Source organism: Alishewanella sp. d11 (assembly GCF_049390205.1).
GTDB lineage: Bacteria > Pseudomonadota > Gammaproteobacteria > Enterobacterales > Alteromonadaceae > Alishewanella.
Window position 1 is genome coordinate 1,728,463 of the sequence record NZ_CP186547.1, and the last position, 18,988, is coordinate 1,747,450.

At 45.0% G+C, this 18,988-nt stretch carries 13 protein-coding genes; 9 read left to right on the forward strand and 4 right to left on the reverse strand.

The window, feature by feature from the left end; genetic code table 11:
* Positions 1–75: 75 nt before the first annotated feature.
* The 3 genes from ACO1PK_RS07740 (at position 76) to ACO1PK_RS07750 (ending at position 6,489) form a co-directional block, all read left to right on the forward strand.
* On the forward strand, positions 76–1,209 hold the full coding sequence (locus ACO1PK_RS07740) for a metallophosphoesterase (RefSeq protein ID WP_423188091.1): 1,134 nt from the start codon (positions 76–78) through the stop codon (positions 1,207–1,209).
* A 261-nt stretch (positions 1,210–1,470) separates the two neighbouring features.
* A complete protein-coding gene (locus ACO1PK_RS07745; RefSeq protein WP_423188092.1) occupies positions 1,471–4,206 on the forward strand; it encodes a TonB-dependent receptor in 2,736 nt (911 codons plus the stop codon).
* Between the two features lie 165 nt (positions 4,207–4,371).
* Positions 4,372–6,489: a winged helix-turn-helix domain-containing protein gene (locus ACO1PK_RS07750; RefSeq protein ID WP_423188093.1), complete on the forward strand. Its 2,118-nt coding sequence runs from the start codon at positions 4,372–4,374 to the stop codon at positions 6,487–6,489.
* Between the two features lie 33 nt (positions 6,490–6,522).
* On the opposite strand, the gene ACO1PK_RS07755 is transcribed toward ACO1PK_RS07750, so the two are convergent.
* Positions 6,523–8,826, reverse strand: coding sequence for a Tex family protein (locus tag ACO1PK_RS07755; RefSeq protein WP_423188094.1), 2,304 nt, complete (start codon positions 8,824–8,826; stop codon positions 6,523–6,525).
* A gap of 11 nt (positions 8,827–8,837) precedes the next feature.
* Positions 8,838–9,335 (reverse strand): transcription elongation factor GreB, encoded by a 498-nt coding sequence (gene greB / locus ACO1PK_RS07760; protein ID WP_423188182.1) that lies wholly within the window; start codon positions 9,333–9,335, stop codon positions 8,838–8,840.
* A 270-nt stretch (positions 9,336–9,605) separates the two neighbouring features.
* Here greB and ompR point away from each other — a divergent pair, with 270 nt between their 5' ends.
* Together ompR and envZ are read left to right on the forward strand one after the other, a co-directional pair.
* A complete protein-coding gene (gene ompR, locus ACO1PK_RS07765) occupies positions 9,606–10,328 on the forward strand; it encodes a two-component system response regulator OmpR (protein WP_423188095.1) in 723 nt (240 codons plus the stop codon).
* Positions 10,328–11,638, forward strand: a complete 1,311-nt coding sequence (gene envZ, locus ACO1PK_RS07770; protein ID WP_423188096.1) for a two-component system sensor histidine kinase EnvZ — start codon at positions 10,328–10,330, stop codon at positions 11,636–11,638. The genes ompR and envZ overlap by 1 nt, the downstream gene beginning before the upstream one ends.
* A 45-nt stretch (positions 11,639–11,683) precedes the next feature.
* On the opposite strand, the gene hslO is transcribed toward envZ, so the two are convergent.
* Together hslO and hslR are read right to left on the reverse strand one after the other, a co-directional pair.
* Positions 11,684–12,529: an Hsp33 family molecular chaperone HslO gene (gene hslO / locus ACO1PK_RS07775; RefSeq protein ID WP_423188097.1), complete on the reverse strand. Its 846-nt coding sequence runs from the start codon at positions 12,527–12,529 to the stop codon at positions 11,684–11,686.
* Between the two features lie 10 nt (positions 12,530–12,539).
* Positions 12,540–12,953 (reverse strand): ribosome-associated heat shock protein Hsp15, encoded by a 414-nt coding sequence (hslR, locus tag ACO1PK_RS07780; RefSeq protein ID WP_423188098.1) that lies wholly within the window; start codon positions 12,951–12,953, stop codon positions 12,540–12,542.
* Between the two features lie 225 nt (positions 12,954–13,178).
* Here hslR and gspC point away from each other — a divergent pair, with 225 nt between their 5' ends.
* The 4 genes from gspC to gspF are packed head-to-tail and all read left to right on the forward strand — an operon-like array spanning position 13,179 to position 18,988.
* Complete coding sequence (gene gspC / locus ACO1PK_RS07785; protein WP_423188099.1) at positions 13,179–14,117, forward strand: type II secretion system protein GspC; 939 nt, start codon at positions 13,179–13,181, stop codon at positions 14,115–14,117.
* 28 nt (positions 14,118–14,145) lie between these two features.
* Positions 14,146–16,257: a type II secretion system secretin GspD gene (gspD, locus tag ACO1PK_RS07790; RefSeq protein ID WP_423188100.1), complete on the forward strand. Its 2,112-nt coding sequence runs from the start codon at positions 14,146–14,148 to the stop codon at positions 16,255–16,257.
* A gap of 2 nt (positions 16,258–16,259) precedes the next feature.
* Complete coding sequence (gspE, locus tag ACO1PK_RS07795) at positions 16,260–17,765, forward strand: type II secretion system ATPase GspE (protein WP_423188101.1); 1,506 nt, start codon at positions 16,260–16,262, stop codon at positions 17,763–17,765.
* A complete protein-coding gene (gspF, locus tag ACO1PK_RS07800; RefSeq protein WP_423188102.1) occupies positions 17,765–18,988 on the forward strand; it encodes a type II secretion system inner membrane protein GspF in 1,224 nt (407 codons plus the stop codon). The genes gspE and gspF overlap by 1 nt, the downstream gene beginning before the upstream one ends.

An 18,988-nucleotide genomic window follows, 5' to 3' on the forward strand; every position in this document is an offset into this window, starting at 1 on the left:
GCAAGCACTCATATTCTTGCTGGTTCGCTCTGGCTTAAACAGCTGCACTTTCAATTTCACGCACAGGATTTCGCAATGCTTCGATGGATAATTGCTCTCTTAATTTTACTACCAGCCATACTTTATTATGTTTCAAACTGGTTTTTTGCTAGTAGCAAAGAGCCAGCGTCAACGTTTTTTGCAGAAAACATCGTATTAGCGGATGACGGCCCTTACGCGTTTTTCGATGAAACAGACACGCAACTCACTGTGAAATGGGTATGTGAGCAACAGGTCGTGATTAAAGAACAAAGTGTATCAGAGCATATTTTACCGTACTGTGCTTACCAGCGAAAAATTCATGTCCGAGCTACCCCTCAAGCCGCGGTGCCTATTCGGTCGCAAGCAAGCTCATTAGCAGTATTAAGTGATATTCATGGCCAATATCAATTGATGCAACAGTTGTTACAGGCCAATAAGGTTGTGGATGAACAGGGGAACTGGCGTTTTGCTGACGGTCACTTAGTTGTCATTGGTGATGTGATGGGTAGGGGCGCGCAAGTGACTGAAATTCTGTGGTGGCTTTACCAATTAGAGCAACAAGCCGAGCAAGAAGGCGGACAACTACACCTGCTGTTAGGTAACCATGAAACCATGGTTTTTTATAATGATCTTCGTTACGTGAATGATAAATATCAACAAGTGGCAGCAGCACTAGGCACAGATTATAGTGGTCTTTTTTCTGAAAGCTCTGTACTAGGGCAATGGCTGCGCAGTAAGCCGGTCTTAGTACAAATAAACGATATGTTGTTTGTGCATGCAGGTTTACATCCTGATTATATGGCTTTAGGCATGTCTTTGGCCGAGGTGAATGAGCAATATCGCCAGTCTTTCGGTATCGCCAAAGAGCAATTACGGGAAGTACCGATATTACATTTTTTATATGGTTCACTGGGACCACTTTGGTATCGCGGCTATTTTCGTGAAGAAAACGCTATCAGCGAAACGCTACTAGATCAATTACTGCAAACTTTGCAGGTTCGGCGCATCGTGGTAGGGCACACCTCAATGGATGGTGTTTTTTCGCATTTCTCGGGCAGGGTGATCTCAGTTGACAGTAATATTAAGCGTGGGCGTCGTGGTGAGATCTTGTTTTGGGAGCAAGGGGCGTTGTCTCGAGGCACTTTGGAGGGTGAACGTCTTCCTTTAGTGGCATTACCTAATCACTAAAAATAAGTGATCTTCAATGTTTCTCTGGCAATGTGATTTATGACGGCGCTCTATGAATTAATGTTAAGTTATTGATTTTATATGAATAGATAATAAATAGAGTTTAAAGTGGTGAATAATGGAGCTGGTTATCATTGCTTTGTCATAGCGGACAGCGATAAACCTGATTGTAGCAACAGGTTGCTAAATCTTTAGTGAGTAATCTGTTTTTAAAGGGCTGTTATAACAATAATGCAGGCAACACTACTTGGAAGCTATCTCATGAACACACCATCACCCGTGGCAATCGCCATTAAAACTGCCATCTTAACCGGCTTAGTTTGCAGTTCGGTCATCAATAACAAGGCAACCGCACAAGAGGTTGCCGTTGAAGAAAAGATTGAGCGCCTTGAAGTGACAGGCTCAAGAATTAAGCGTACTGATTTAGAAGGTGTCGCGCCAGTAACCGTGATCACGGCCGCTGATATTGAACTGAGCGGCTTTAGCAATGTTGAAGAGCTATTACAGGCTTCTATTGCCAATGCCGGCCGGACGGTAGAAGGCAATGAGAGTAGTTGGACGCAAGGCGCCAGTACGATTAACCTGCGGGGAATGGGTGCTAACCGTACTTTGGTGTTAGTCAATGGTAAACGTGTACCGCAATATCCGGCTGCTACGGGCGGTACCTCAAACTTTGTTGATACCTCTACTTTTCCTACTAGCGCGGTAGAGCGGGTTGAAATCCTTACTGGCGGTGCTTCTGCTATCTATGGTTCTGATGCTATTGGGGGTGTGGTCAATATCATTTTAAAAAAACAATACGATAGAACGACATTAAACTTAAGGCATGAGAACCCGCAAGCGGGTGGTCGCGATCGCGATAAAGTGTCGTTAACTACCGGTTTTGCCAGTGACTTTGGGCAAACGATGCTGGTATTTGAATATGAAAAAGATGAAATCTTACGTGCTGGTCAACGTGATTTTACCAAAGTCACTGGGCCTGATGGTCTTAATGTAGATAGTTCTACCTCCGCCTATTTACGTGATTATAGCCGAGTGTTTCATTCGGATTCTTATGTGCTGGCAAATGAACAAAAGTGCCAAGAGCTGTTTGGTGAACGTGGTATTTGGTATCCGAATCAAAGTCGTTTTAAATGCCGCTATGATGTGGTGAGTGACGATGGCCTGCACCCTGCGGTAGACGAATTTAATCTGGTACTCAATCATAACGGCGAATTAAATGCTGACTGGCAATATAATGTGTTGCTGCAAGGTAGTGATAAAGAGACTATAAGAGGAAATGGCCAAAAAAGTGTCTCGCCAACCTTTTATATGGACCGAGATAATCCAGGCAATTACAGCTATAACGCCAGTGATTTTGCTCGTACCCGTGAGTTTAGAATGTATCGACGCTTGGATGATTATGGGCAAATCCGTGATTATTTAGGTAAAGAAAAAAATATGAATATGTCGTTGGGCCTAAATGGTCAGGTCGGTGATTACGAGCTGGATATAAACTGGGCTTATGGCAAAAGTAAGTTTGACCGTTATGGTCGTAACCAAATGCGCGCGGATCGTTTGTTAGAGATTATTAGCTTCAATCCGGCAGACTCAGCCAATCCGGCGAAATGGTATCCGATGGATAAAATGACGCCACAGCAGGTTGAGCATTTATATGCAGAAACGTTAACCGATGCCGGTTCGGGTATGAACCAGCTGCAAGCGGTGTTAACTGGTGATCTCGTTGATACGGCAAAAGGCGCTATTCAATTTGCACTTTCTACTGAATGGGCGCGTGAATGGTACTTCGATATGAAAGATGAAGATACCATAAGCGGTAACTTGTTAGGGCAAGGGGGCACGCAGGGCCGAGGTGAGCGGAAACGTTATGCCCTTGCTGGTGAGTTAGCCGTGCCACTTTTAGATAACAGTGAAGGCTTTGGCAAAATGGATGCAAGCTTAGCGTTACGTTACGATAAATACGACGATAAATCAGAAGTGGGTGGCGCTTTAACTCCGCAATTCGGTATTAGCTATAGACCGAATGAAGACTGGTTAGTCAGAGCTAATGCCGGTCGTAGCTTCCGCGCACCCGATTTACATCGAATGTATGCTGGCGTCAGCCGCTCTTTTACCAGCACCACTACTCATATCGATTTAAATCATCCTGTTGATTTAGACGATCGTTTTGAATCTATTAGTGCGGGTAATATCGATTTAGAAGAAGAAAAGGGTAAATTCTGGAATATCGGTGTAGTAGGGCAAATTACCGATAACTTTAGTGCGACTCTAGATTTTTGGCGTATCTCCTTAGAGGGTGCAGTCTATACCGAGACGGTAAGTCGCATCTTAGATAATCCTGCTTATGATATGACGGGCAAAGCCAGCTCATGTAGTGAGCTTGATTCTCTGGGTTACATTATGCAGCAACCTCCGGGGCAGGATTATCAAGATCTCCTTTGCGTCCGTCGCGGCATTATCAATAGTGCTTATGAAGCTTCACAAGGTGTGGATTTAGAACTTGCCTATAAGTTAGATCTACAGGATTTTGGTCAGTTAAACTTTAAAGCGAATACCTCACATACTTTGAAAAAGGAATACCAAGCCTTTGCTGGCAGTGAGCGTATTGAAGAAACCAAGGATCAATATCTACCCGTTTGGAAAAGTACCTTATCACTTAACTGGCGCTTAGACGATTTGTCAGTGAACTTGAGTTGGTATTATACCGGCTCTGGTGAAGGCAAAGATAGTTGGACGTTAACGGATACAGACGGCAAAAGTTATCGTCAGGACGTCTGGAGTAAGCTCTCGCCATACAAGCGTCTTAACTTAAATTCTTCGTATCGCTTTAGTCAGGATACGAAGTTAACGCTGGGGGTAAATAACCTGACTGATACTATGCCGCCTCTATACGTTCCAGGCCATCCTGACCGCAACGATCACCCATTTTATCGCAGTAATATGGGCTATAACGTGATCGGCCGTACTTTCTACATTGCGTTAGAGCAGCGTTTTTAAGTTGTTTGTGGATATACTTAGCTAAGCCCCTGTAATGGGGCTTTTATTTTTGTTTTGGCAAGGTTAACCTTTGGATGTAATACAGAATGTATTGACCGTGCTAAGATGCTACCAACCGAAAACGGCTAAGAATGACGTCCTAAGTGAAATTGATCAGGCATGATAATGCAACAACCTTTTAATTTAGCAGAACTATTGGTTAACCCGCTGGAGCTGACGATATGCAATCAGGTCGGTTTACAACTTTCTATCCAGCAGAAACCGATGGAAGTGTTGCTGTTTCTAGTCGCACAATATCCTGCCATGGTTACTCGGCAGCAACTGATTGATGCTGTTTGGGCGGGTAACGCTTATGTTGGCGAGAAAGCATTAACTAATGCGATTTGGCAATTACGTCATGCTTTGCAACAACTTACTGACACAGAAATTATCAGTACCATTCGTAAAAAAGGGTATCGTTTAGCCTTAGCGCCTTCTGTGCCGTCTGATACTTCATCATTACTGTTAACACCTGCCGCGAGCTTGCACTTAGCGAGTCATACTAAGCAAGAAAAGCAGAGCGCAATACGCTTATCTAGCCAGATTAAATGGGGGATATTTGCCTGTCTATTTCTGACTTACTTAGTCGTATTTTATCATTGGCAGCTGCCGCAGCCGAAAGAGATCGCCATAACAACCTATACCAAAGGCATTGGTCGTGCGGTTTTTCCTACGGTATCGCCGAATGAGCGCTATTTGGCGTTTAGTTGGCGCAAATTTGAAGCGGTAAGTGATTTGTATCTCATTGATTTACAAGACGCTGAAGCGCCGCCGCGTCAACTTACTTTTGGTCCTGATGAAAAAAGCCGCCCTTCATGGGGGCATGATAATAGACATCTCTTTTATTCCAGTCAAACAGCCATATATGGTGAATGTTTGATCATGAAGTTGGATGTCATTACCTTGGAAACTACAGCGCTGGCCAGTTGTAATCGACATGGCACCCTGTATATGGATCTCTCTCCTGATGGCCGCTATTTAGTGTTTAGTGGCTCGTTACAAGAAGATGGCAGCAGTTTATACCGCTTAGATTTGCAAAATGCAGAAGCCGAGCCGGAGGCTTTACCTTGTCAACAAAATTGCCAATATCGTATTCGTGATCTGGCTTTTTCACCTGACGGCCGTTATTTAGCCTTAACCAGACGGGCGCATCGGCTCTCTGAAGAAATTTATATTCAGGATTTGCAAACGGGCGAAGAGCAAAGGCTTACCCATGGCGAAGAAGATATTCTTGGCTTTACTTGGCATCCGGATGGTGAGCGCTTGATCTATTCCGCTTTAAAGCACGGTAAACGTCAAGGCTTTATCACGCATATAAAACAACAGGCTACTCAGTTATTAGCTGACGATAACTTTAGTTGGCCAAGCCATGTCAATGCGGCTGGCGAAGTCTTTTATCATAGTAGTCGAAGCGTGCCACAACTCGGTTTTCTTCCGCTTGAACAGCAAGTTATTGGTGCAGTTTTTCCATTAACGGCTGCCGAAGCGCGTTACGAAGCACCTGATTATAGTGAGGCTTTGCATGCTTTGGTTTATGTCAGTAACGAATCTGGTTATACAGAGATTTGGCGTGCTGACGTTAAGATGGAGCAACGCGAGCAATTAACTCGGTTATTTGGCATGGTGAAATACCCGCAATGGTCCAATGATGGTCGTTATATTGCGTTCATTGGGCGTTTACCTGCTGAAGAATACGACAAATTAATGTTATTGGAAGTGAAAACAGGGCGTTTAACCCATTTACCGACAGATGTGCGTTGGCATGGCCAAATAAGTTGGTGGTTTGATGATAGTGCGGTCATATTTGCGCATGATGGTGACTTGTTTAGTATCGGTATTGAGAACAAACAAGTTCAGCAATTAACGACACGAGGCGGTGTGTGGGCACAAATGCCTGATGCAGATCATTTTTATTTTAGTAAAGGTCGTAACAAAGGTCTGTGGCAGTTGTTACCCAATGGACAAGAAATCCAACTATTGAGTGGAAAGGTGTTCAGCTCCAGAACCGCTTGGACCGTCGCTAATAATAGAATTTACTTTTTACAGCAAAAACCTGGACAGCTGTTGGTGAGTTATTACGATGTGGAACGCCAAGAGATAAAAGATCTTATCTTGTTACCGCCAGATCAGCTACGCCTGCAAAGTGTCATGAGCTTTGATACCAAAAACCAACGTTTGTTATTCGAGTTGTCGATGTTACCGCGGGCAGACATTGAAAAAATGTACCACCCGCAGTTAGAGTAACGAAGCCCGCCCTTAGCAGTGCAGGCCTAATGGTTATTTTTTAAGCTTGGACAAGGCTGCGGCAAAGGCATTGCCCATGGCCGCATTGCTGGCGTCAACCGCGGGTTTTTGGGCGGTTTTAACCGCTTTCGCTGGCGCTTTATTGCCGCTATTTTCACTGCGTGGGCTGGCTTGCTCGTCTAAACGCATGGTCAGCGCAATCCGTTTACGCGCTTGGTCCACTTCCAATACCTTCACCTTAACAATATCACCGGCTTTGACCACTTGGTGCGGATCGCTGATAAACTTATCTGCTAGCGATGAAATATGGACCAAGCCATCCTGATGTACGCCAATATCCACAAAGGCGCCAAAGTTGGTTACATTGGTTACCACGCCTTCCAGTAGCATGCCAGGCACCAAGTCTGAGAGGGTTTCTACGCCATCTTTAAAGGTCGCCATTTTAAACTCAGGTCGCGGATCCCGCCCAGGTTTATCTAGCTCTTTTAAGATATCGCTAATGGTTAATAAACCAAAGTGCTCATCGACAAATTGAGCGGGATCGACTTTATGCAGAAAGCTGCTATTGCCAATAATCTGCTCCACGCTTTTTTGATGCGCAGCCAGAATTTTTTCTACCAGTGGGTAGGCTTCTGGGTGGACTCCTGAGGCGTCCAGCGGATTTTTGCCATCATTAATTCTTAAGAAGCCTGCGGCTTGCTCGTAGGCTTTAGGCCCTAAGCGCGGTACTTTGAGTAATTGTTTACGTTCAGTAAAACGACCGTGTTCATCGCGGTACTGCACAATATTTTGTGCCAGTGTTTTGTTCAAGCCTGCTACTCGAGCCAATAAGGCAGCAGAGGCGGTATTCAGATCAACCCCAACCGCGTTAACACAGTCTTCTACCACTGCATCCAGTGACTTAGTTAACAAGCTTTGGTTAACATCGTGCTGGTATTGGCCAACCCCAATCGCTTTCGGCTCTATTTTTACCAGCTCAGCTAACGGATCTTGTAAGCGACGGCCAATAGATACCGCACCGCGCAGCGAAACATCCAACTCCGGAAATTCTAGTGCGGCTAACTCTGATGCCGAGTACACCGACGCTCCAGCTTCTGATACCATAATTTTACTTAGCCGCTGCTGCGGTAAGGCTTTTAGCACTTCGCCTGCCAGCTTGTCGGTTTCGCGCGATGCGGTACCATTACCGACTGCAATTAACTCAATTTGATACTCTTTGCACAGTGCAATTAAAATGTGTAGTGCTCTATCCCACTGATTTTGCGGCTGGTGTGGATAAATCGTGGTGTAGTTAAGTAGCTTACCGGTTTCGTCCAGCGCCGTGACTTTTACCCCGGTACGTAGGCCCGGGTCCAGGGCCAGCGTGGGGCGCATACCTGCCGGAGCGGACATCAATAAATCTTTTAAATTACGCGCAAACACATTAATCGCTTCTAAATCCGCGCGTTCGCGTAATTCATTCAGTAAATCGTTTTCTAAGCTAAGTTGTAATTTTACTTTCCAAGTCCATTGCACCACTGTGCGCAAAAATGCATCCGCTGGCCGGTCTTGTTGTCGAATAGCAAAATGCGCTGCCACCATTTGCTCGCAAATGGCATGCGGTTGTTCAGCGCTGGCATCTGGCACTAATTGCAGCTGTAAAATACCTTCGTTGCGGCCGCGGAACATCGCTAGGGCACGATGTGAGGGCACATTTTTCAGAAGTTCGCTGTGTGCAAAATAGTCGCTAAATTTGGCACCTTCCGCCTCTTTCCCTGCGGCTACGGTACTTTGCAGTTGCGCATTTTGGCTTAAGTATTGCCGTAAGCGCGCCAGTAAGGTGGCATCCTCGGCAAACTGCTCCATTAAAATATACTTAGCACCCTCTAACACCGTTTTTGCATCGGTATAGCCTGCGTCATTATTCACATACTCCAGCGCAGCTTGCTCGGGGTGCAGTAATGGATTAGCTAATAAAGCATGGGCTAAAGGCTGTATGCCCGCTTCAATGGCTAATTGCCCTTTAGTGCGTCGCTTAGTTTTATAAGGAAGATATAAATCTTCCAGCCCTGTTTTATTGTCTGCGTTTAGAATCGCCTGCTCTAACTCGGGTGTCAGTTTGCCTTGTTCAGCGATGGTTTTTAAGATGACCTGGCGTCTATCCTCTAACTCGCGCAGATAGCTTAAGCGCTGATCTAAGGTCCGCAGTTGGGTGTCATCTAAAGCACCTGTTACTTCTTTACGATAGCGCGCAATAAAAGGGACGGTAGCACCTTCATCTAATAAGGCAATGGCGGCCGCTACCTGTTCGGGGCGGGCAGCAATTTCTGCAGCAATTTGCTTAACAATCATCGACATAATTTTTCCTGCTAGCTATCGGCATCGGGATAACGAATATCCAGAATATACCAATCTTTAGTTCCTGTTGGCGTTTGCACTGTGGCTACATCATCAACTTGCTTTTTCAACAGCGCGCGGGCCATTGGCGAATCAATAGAGATATAATCATTGCGGCCATAAATCTCATCTGGACCCACAATACGAAAATTTAAGCTATTGCCATCATCATCTTCTATTTTCACCCAAGCACCAAAAAACACTTTGCCCGCCTGTTGCGGCGAATAATCGACAATCGTCAGGGTTTCTAAGCGTTTGCGTAAAAAGCGTAAACGACTGTCAATTTGCCTGAGCAGGCGTTTGTTGTAGGTGTAGTCGGCATTTTCTGAGCGATCACCCAAGCTGGCTGCCCAACTGACAATTTTGGTAATTTCAGGGCGCTTCTTAAACCATAGCTCGTCATGCTCTTGTTTAAGCTGTTCATAACCTTTGCGGGTGATCAGGGTGGTTTTGCTACTGGTTCTTTTCACATTAATTAAACTACTTTGCTGTAAGCTCTGAGTCGCTAGGTAGTATCCCTGCATAGATAACGGTAGCCGATTATCGACTAAAGCAGCGCTTGGCGTAAAGTGCTTTCAGCTACCGTTATCTGGTAGTGAGTAGATTATGTGTTAAAACAACATAGACAGCAGCGTCATTAATTCCTTGAAAAACTTTGTAACATTGTTTGCTGCTTATGGCTAATGCAAAGCTGAAATTTTCGTTTATAGTGACTAAAAACCAGAAAAAGGATCAGAAAAGTGGTAACAGAAACAACCAAAATTCTGGTCGTAGACGATGATTTACGTTTGCGGTCATTATTAGAGCGCTATCTGGTGGAGCAAGGCTATCAAGTGCGCAGTGTTGCCAATTCAGAGCAAATGCAACGTTTAATGGAACGTGAGCATTTTCACCTATTGGTGTTAGATTTAATGCTACCCGGTGAAGATGGATTAGCCATTTGCCGTAAGCTGCGACAGCAAGAGCAAGATATCCCGATTATTATGCTGACAGCAAAGGGCGATGAAGTTGATCGTATTATTGGTCTTGAAATGGGCGCCGATGATTATTTGCCTAAACCTTTTAATCCTCGTGAGTTATTAGCGCGGATTCGGGCTGTCCTACGTCGTAAAACCAAAGAAGCACCTGGTGCGCCAAGTCAGGAAGAGAGCATCATCGAATTTGGTCCTTTTCGCTTTAATCTGGCCACCCGAGAAATGTTTAAAGGAGAGCAGGCACTACCTTTAACCAGTGGCGAATATGCGGTGCTAAAAGTGTTGGTAAGTCATCCGCGAGAACCCCTATCGCGAGATAAGCTGATGAATCAGGCGCGGGGTCGAGACTATTCGGCGATGGAGCGCAGTATCGATGTGCAAGTCTCTCGATTACGCCGCATGTTAGAAGATGATGCCACTAACCCTCGTTACATTCAAACGGTGTGGGGCTTGGGTTATGTCTTTGTGCCAGATGGTCGCTTGAATTAATGCGTATTTTTCCACGTAGCGGCTTTGGCCAAACGGTATTTCTAATAGGGTTTTTACTGTTAATTAATCAGTTGGTATCTTATTTCTCCGTGGCATTTTATGTAATTAAGCCTAGTACACAGCAAATTAGCCATCTGATTTCTAGGCAGGTGAATCTTTTGCTACCTGATCCCTCTCTCACCGCTGAAGAGCAGGCACTCGTCAGCAAACACGTGCAGCAAATAACTGATAGTCAATTGTTTTCTGAAGAACAAGCAATGCTGCATGGCTTGGCTAATGCCAGTTACTACAGTTACTTTTCACAACAAATGTCACAGGAGCTGAAAACCGAAGCCGAAGTAAGAATTTCACAAACCGATAATTTTATTTTTTGGGTGCGTTCATCCGCAGCACCCGATTATTGGATCCGTGTTCCGCTGGCGGGGTTAGAGGAAGCTAGTTTCCCTATCTTAGCGTTTTATTTACTGATGATTGGTTTTTTAAGTGTGATGGGGGGCTGGTTACTGGCAAGGCATCTTAATAAACCATTACACAGCTTGCAGCAGGCTGCCATTCAGGTGGGGCAAGGCGAATTCCCCGCACCGCTATCAGAGGAAGTAGGTGCTACCGAAATTATTGCTGTAACTAAAGCCTTTAATTACATGGCCAGTGGTATTAAGCAGTTAGAGCAAGATCGCGCATTATTGATGGCGGGGGTTTCGCACGATTTACGCACGCCACTTACGCGGATCAGGCTAGCATCAGAAATGATGGCTGAGCCGGATAGTTGGATCCGAGAGGGTATTGTCAATGATATCGAAGATATGAATGCCATTATCGATCAGTTTATTGATTATCTGCGCCATCATAAACAGGAAGAGTTGCAACACATTAATGTAAATGACCTGATTGAAGAGACGGTACAAGCGGAACAAGTGCAGCAACGTCAGCTTATTACAAGATTAGAAGCCAATTTACCAAAAATTTGGTTACGCCGAATTGCGATGAAGCGTGTGTTAAATAATTTATTAGAAAATGCCTTACGCTATAGCGATGGCGATATTGAAATCAGCAGTGGTTATGAGCGCAGTCAAAAATTAGTGTATTTTGAGATCCGTGATCATGGTCCCGGTATTCCAGAGCATAAAATGCAAGCCATGTTCAGCCCTTTTGTTCAAGGCGATGAAGCGCGAGGCAGTGGGGGCTCAGGTTTAGGGTTGGCGATTATCAAGAAAATCATTGATATGCACCAAGGAGAGGTTAGGCTACATAATCATGCTTATGGTGGTTTAGTGGTAACGGTACTGTTACCACTAAAGCTTGCCAGTTAGTGAAAAGCAGGCGGCCAACAAACCGCCTGCGAACGCACCAGCAATTTACAGTTTATCGTGTAGCTGTTGCAGATCTTCAGCGCTAAAATGATAAGCCGTATTACAATATTCACAAGACATATCTAAACTGCCAAGTGCTATTTGTTCTGCGACAACCGTGCGACCCAAACTAATCAAAGCACTTTCACACTTGTGTTTAGAACAGCCACAAACAAAACTAATCTGCTGGCTTGGGAATACTTCAACCTGTTCTTGATGAAACAGTCGATACAAGACCTCTTCTGCAGGTAGCTGCAATAGCTCTTGCGCAGTTAATGTATCGCTGAGCATCACTAGCTCATTAAAATCCTCTCGCGCTTTTTCCTGTTCTACCGGCAATACTTGAAGTAACAAGCCTGCTGCTCGGTTATCTGAAGTGATATCCGTAAAAATATACAAACGAGTAGGTAATTGCTCTGATTGTGCAAAATACGCTTCTAGGGTACTGGTTAAACTCTCACCAGTTAACGGAATAATGCCTTGATAGCGCTCGCCTTGTTTAGGTGTAATAGTCACCACTAAGTAACCATTACCAACAAGCTCATTAAAGCTCTCACCCTGTAATTCTGATTGTAATCTGGCCACGCCGCGAAATTGCTGTAAGTGATTACCATTGACTGCGGCAAACTTTACTGGGCCATCACCTTGTAATTGCATGGCAATTTCGCCTTCAAATTTTAAGGTGGCGGTTAATAAACTGGTTGCTACTACTAGCTCAGCTAGAAGCTGCTTCACCGGTAAAGGGTATTCATGGTTCTTCAACATTTGCTGCAAACTACTATCGATATAACTGAGTTCGCCTCTGACATGCTTATGCTGAAATAAAAAACGTACTAGTGCATCCGACGTCATAGTTAAGTTCTCACTGCTGGGATTTTAATAATAACAATTGCCGCCGCTCTTTCTTATCAGGCTTGGTATCCGGATGCGGCGCAAATAAGGAGTTAGTTTTACGAAGCTCTGCCCGTACTGCACGTTGCTCAATACTTTGCGCAGTTTCTTGGTAAAGCTGTTGGGCCAGTGGCGCTGAAAGTCGTTTTTCAGTTAACCCAACCACAATGACAATTTTTTCATCTGAGCCTTGCGCGAGTTTAATGGTAGCACCTAGCTCAACAACTCTGCTCGCTTTACAGCGCTGGCCATTATAATGCACTTTCCCACCTTCGATCATCTCTTTTGCTAGAGAGCGGGTTTTATAAAAACGACAGCCCCAAAGCCATTTATCTAAGCGAATACCCGTTGCTGCAGGATTATTACTTTTTTGCTGAAATGTCATATTTTACCTGTAGGCTACTGTGCTGGTAGCAACTTATATTGGTATTAGTGAGTAAATCATGTTGTAGTTGCGCTAATTACTAGGTTTATTATAAAGCAAAAGTACCTAATAGCTTATCGCTATGCTTATTTTTAAGGTTATAAGTTTGTAAATAAGCATATCAAAGCTTGTTGACAGCTGAGCAACTCAGTAAGATGCTGTCATAAGAAAATTAAGAACAATATTATGAACCAGACCTTGCCAATTCCGCTTAATCAATTACGTCTTCAGCTGCAGCGTATTCCAGTGGCTTTTGTACGTGGTTTAGTGAATGTTACTTCCGTGCTTATATTAGCGTGGTTTTTAGCTAAACTTAGCTGGTTGCTTATCCCAAAACCAGAATATGAATTATCGCTACCGTCTTTGCCGCCAACGCTACTGAGTCACAGCGCTCAAGATTTTAGCGCCTTAGCCCGCTATCCTTTTTTTGGCAAAGCAGAACCTAAAGCTGCTGCTGCACCTGTTGTGGTCACTGAAGCGCCGAAAACACAATTGAATGTCAAACTTACCGGTTTAGTTTCAGTCCCAGCAAGACCTGAAGCTGGCAGCGCAGTTATTGAACATCGTGGCAATGAAGCGACTTACGCTGTGGGAGATACATTGGAGGGAACCCGAGCTAGGCTGCATCAAGTGCTAGAAGATCGGGTATTGTTAGAACAAAATGGTCGCTTTGAAACCTTAATGTTAGATGGTGTGGAGTTTACTCGTATTGCACAGGCGAATGCTGGCTTAGGTCGTGAAGACAGTGTTGAACCCGAATTTGTGCAGGAGCCGATATTGATTGCTGCTCCTATCGCCACGGGTTTTGACAACCCCGATTTTCAAGCGCAGCGTGACGAAATTTTAGCTGAACCAATGAAGTTTTTTGACTATGTACGCGTAACACCAGAGCAGCGTGATGGTCAATTAGTGGGTTACAAGCTTATGCCAGGGAAAGATGCGGCCTTATTCCAGCAGCTAGGTTTACAACCAGGTGATTTAGCCATTGAAATTAATGGTGTGCCCTTGAACGATATTCAGCAAGCTGCGCGAATTATTAATGATTTGCGTGATGCAAGCGAGGCAGCAATAAAAATTGAACGGGATGGCGAAATCAGAGATATTCTGTTTAGCCTGTCACAATAATATAACGATAATAATTGGTTAATCTCTCATGAAATCAGGTTTTTTTTCGCGCGCTAAAAGCCGAACTGTTGCAAGTATGCTGCTTGCTGCCATGCTCAGCTTTACGGTAGTCGCAGACAGTGAAGTCAAATATTCCCCCAATTTCAAAGGTACCGATATTAATGAGTTTATTAATATTGTGGGGATGAATCTTAAGAAAACGATTATTGTTGATCCACAAGTTCGTGGTCGCATTAATGTCCGCAGCTACGATATGCTAACTGAAGCACAATACTATCAGTTTTTCTTGAATGTGCTGGAAGTGTATGGCTTTGCTGTCGTTGAGATGGACAGCGGCGTCTTGAAAGTGGTCCGAAATAAAGATGCTAAGACCTCTAATATACCGGTAGTGGGTGATGAAAACCCTGGTGTGGGTGATGAAATGGTTACCCGTGTTGTGCCTGTGCGCAATGTTTCGGTACGTGATTTAGCGCCCTTATTACGACAATTTGTCAATCAGGCAGGTGGCGGTCATGTGGTGAATTATGATCCGTCTAATGTCATTATGATGACCGGCTCTGCTGCGTTAGTTGCCCGCTTAGTGGATATTATTCAGCGAGTGGATAAAGCCGGTGACCAAGAGCTGGAGATTTTAAAGCTTAATTTTGCCTCGGCTGGCGAAATCGTCCGAATTTTAGAGAGTATCTACCGTTCTCAAGGCCGTGCTGAGCAACCCGACTTCCTCGTCCCCAGAATTGTCGCAGATGAGCGAACTAACAGCGTTATTGTCAGCGGTGAAGCACAAGCACGGCAGCGCGTGATTGAATTAGCCCGACGCTTAGATGCTGAACTGCAAACCAGTGGTAATACACGTGTTATTTACCTTAAATATGCCAAAGCCGATGAATTGGTACCGGTACTAAAAGGGGTCAGTGAATCCATTGTGGCTGAAGTACAAGGTGCACAGGGCGCTAACCCACAAACAGCAAGGCGTGGTTCAGGTCGTGAAATTAGTATTGAAGCGCATGCTGACAGTAACTCCATCGTGATTACTGCGCAGCCGGATATGATGCGCTCGTTGGAGGATGTGGTGCGTCAGCTAGACATCCGTCGCGCCCAAGTATTGGTTGAAGCCATCATTGTTGAAGTATTTGATGGTAACGGTACTGATTTTGGTGTGCAGTGGCTTAATGAAAATGGCGGCGGTACCAACTTTACCGGCGGTAACACTATTCCAATTATCAATATTGCGGCAGGTGCTGCCCAAGCATCACAAATCACTAGAGGTAGTGAGCAAATTGTCGCTAACCCAGGTGGTGGCTCTACGACTACCAGAACACCGGATTCCAACCGAGATTATTCAGGTCTGGCCACTGCGTTACAAGGTTTAAATGGCGCGCTGTTAGGTTTCTATAACGGTAATTGGGCTGCCATCCTGCAAGCGGTGCGCACTAGCACCAATTCTAACGTTCTAGCCACACCTCATATTACGACCATGGACAATCAGGAAGCCGTTTTCTTAGTTGGTCAGGAAGTGCCGGTGATAACAGGCTCAACGGTGGGTTCAGATAACACCAACCCGTTCCAGCAAGTTCAACGTCAAGAAGTTGGTATTAAGCTTAAAGTGACACCACAGATTAACGAAGGCAATGCTGTCCAACTGGTCATTGAGCAGGAAGTATCCAGTATCGGTGGCACCACTGCGGTAGATATCACCATTAACAAGCGTGAGATCAAAACCACCGTCATGGCGGATGATGGCGCCACTATTGTACTTGGCGGTTTAATTGACGAAGATGTGCAGGAAAGTGAATCTAAAGTGCCAATCTTAGGTGACATTCCCGTGCTGGGGCATTTGTTTAAATCAACCAGTGTCAGTAAACGCAAACGCAATCTGATGGTCTTTATTCGGGCGACAATTGTCCGTGATGGCAGCGCTATTAGTGGTATTAGCAAACAAAAATACAACTTTATCCGTGCCGAGCAATTAAAGCGCGACGCAGAGGGCATTCGCTTAATGCCAAGCACCTCACAAGCGGTGCTGCCAGAGTGGGACGACAGCTTGAAGTTGCCACCAAGTTTTCAGCAATTTATGGATGAGCAAAACTTGCAGCAGGATAAAGGGAACTTGCAACAGGATGATGGGAAAAACCAGCAATGACTATGGCCTTAACCGAAACGGAGATCGCGCCGGTTAGCAGTAAAATACGACTGCCGTTTGGCTTTGCAAAGCGTTATGGCGTTTTATTACAGCAGCAGGCTAATGGCTGGGTACTTTATGTGCAGCCAGCGACGTTGCCACAGGCATTATTAGAGGTCCGACGTTTACTGGCAGAGCCTTTTGTGGTGCAAAAAATTGATGCTCTCGAATTTGAGGTGCTGCTAGAAGCCTCTTACCAACGTGACTCCTCCGAAGCTCAGCAGCTGATGGAAGATATTGGTAATGAGGTAGATTTAGCCTCGTTAGCGGAAGATATTCAGGAAACGGAAGATCTACTGGAAAACGAAGATGATGCGCCCATTATTAAACTGATTAACGCTATGTTGGGTGAAGCGATCAAGCTTGGTGCTTCAGATATTCATATTGAAACCTTTGAAAAAGCCTTAATCATTCGCTTTCGGGTCGATGGCCTTCTGCGGGAAGTACTAAGACCGCACCGGCGCTTATCCAGTTTACTGGTCTCTCGGATTAAGGTTATGGCCAAGTTGGATATTGCCGAAAAACGAGTTCCACAGGATGGGCGAATCAGTTTGCGCATTGCCGGTCGCGCCGTTGATGTGCGGGTTTCTACAATGCCATCTAGTCATGGTGAGCGTGCGGTACTGCGTTTATTAGATAAAAATAACTCTCATCTTAATTTGGCCGACCTTGGGATGACCCCTGGGGTAGAAAAATTATTCGCACAACTTATTTTAAAACCGCATGGCATTATTCTGGTAACAGGCCCCACTGGCTCGGGTAAAAGTACCACTTTATATGCTGGCTTAAGCGAAATAAATACGAAAGACCGTAACATCTTGACGGTGGAAGACCCTATCGAATATGAGTTGGAAGGTATTGGCCAAACACAAGTAAATACCAAAGTGAATATGACCTTTGCCCGAGGCCTAAGAGCAATACTGCGCCAAGACCCCGATGTGGTAATGGTCGGAGAAATTCGCGATTTAGAAACGGCGCAAATTGCTGTGCAAGCCAGTTTAACCGGGCATTTAGTGTTATCTACCCTGCATACCAACACCGCTGCAGGCGCGATTACTCGGCTTGAAGATATGGGCATTGAAGCCTTTTTGTTGTCTTCGAGTTTATTGGGGGTATTAGCGCAACGTTTGGTGCGTACCTTATGCCCGCATTGCAAAGAGGCGCACCAGCCTGACAAAGAAGAACGTAGCCTGCTGGGGTTAACCAAAAAAGATGAATCAGTCATTTTCCGTGCTACTGGCTGTGAACACTGTAATTTTAGTGGTTATAAAGGCCGTACCGGTATTCATGAGTTGATTATGGTTGACGATGCGATGCGGGAAATGATTCACAACGGCAAAGGTGAGCAAAGCATCGAAAAATATGCCAGACAATTTACGCCCAGTATTCGTGCCGACGGTTTTGCCAAAGTGCTTGCCGGTATCACAACCTTAGAAGAAGTGTTACGGGTAACGCGAGAGGATCTGTAATGGCTGCTTTTGAATACCAGGCGCTGGATGTTAAGGGTAAAAAGCTAAAAGGTGTATTAGAGGCGGATAACGCTCGTCAGGCTAGACAAGTATTGCGTGAACGCAAGCTTACCCCGCTTAGCGTTGACTTAGCTTCGCAACAAGAAAAGTTACTCGCTAATGGTAAAACGTGGTTACAGCGCAAAATTTCTGCTGCTGAGCTGGCGCTGATCACGCGACAGCTAGCGACACTGGTGGCTGCTGCTTTACCGATAGAAAGTGCTTTATTAGCCGTTGCCGAGCAGTGTGACAAACCAAGACTGAAAAATATGGTGATGTCGGTTCGTTCAAAAGTAGTTGAAGGTTATAGCTTGGCAGAAGGTTTAGCTGAATTTCCTCATGTTTTTGATCACTTGTTCCGCTCAATGGTGGCTGCAGGCGAAAAATCAGGTCATTTAGATCAAGTGTTAAACCGGCTGGCTGATTATACCGAACAGCGGCAGCATATGCGCAACCAAATCATTATGGCTTCGGTCTACCCAATAGTGATGATCGTGGTGTCTATACTGGTGATTGGTATTCTGCTTGCCGCAGTGGTGCCAAAAATCACCGAGCAATTTGAACATATGGGGCAACAATTACCTGCTTTGACCCGTTTTATGATCAACGCGAGTGAGTTTGTGCAGCAATATGGTATTTGGATATTGCTATTTCTGCTACTGGCCAGCATAGGCTGGCAGCGTATGCTGACAAAACCCGCGACTAAACTGGCTTATGATCGGCGTATTTTAAAAGTGAAGGTGATCGGTCGTATTGTTAATAGCATTAACACTGCCAGATTTGCGCGCACCTTGAGCATTCTAAATGCCAGTGGCGTGCCTTTGCTAGAAGCCATGCGTATTAGCGCGGATGTGTTATCGAATACCTATATGCGACAAAGCGTTGCAGAAGCCGCTGCAAGAGTAAGAGAGGGTGCTTCATTACGTGCTGCATTAGAGCAAACTAAGTTATTCCCTCCTATGATGCTGCATATGATTGCAAGTGGCGAAAAAAGTGGTCAGCTTGATACGATGCTAGAGCGGGCAGCGGATACGCTGGACCGGGAATTTGAAATGACGATGACTGTGTCGTTGGAGATTTTTAAGCCTTTGGTGGTCATTATCCTAGCAATCATCGTTTGTTTAATTGTCATGGCAATCTTACTGCCCATCCTTGAACTTAATAATATGGTAGGAAAATATTAA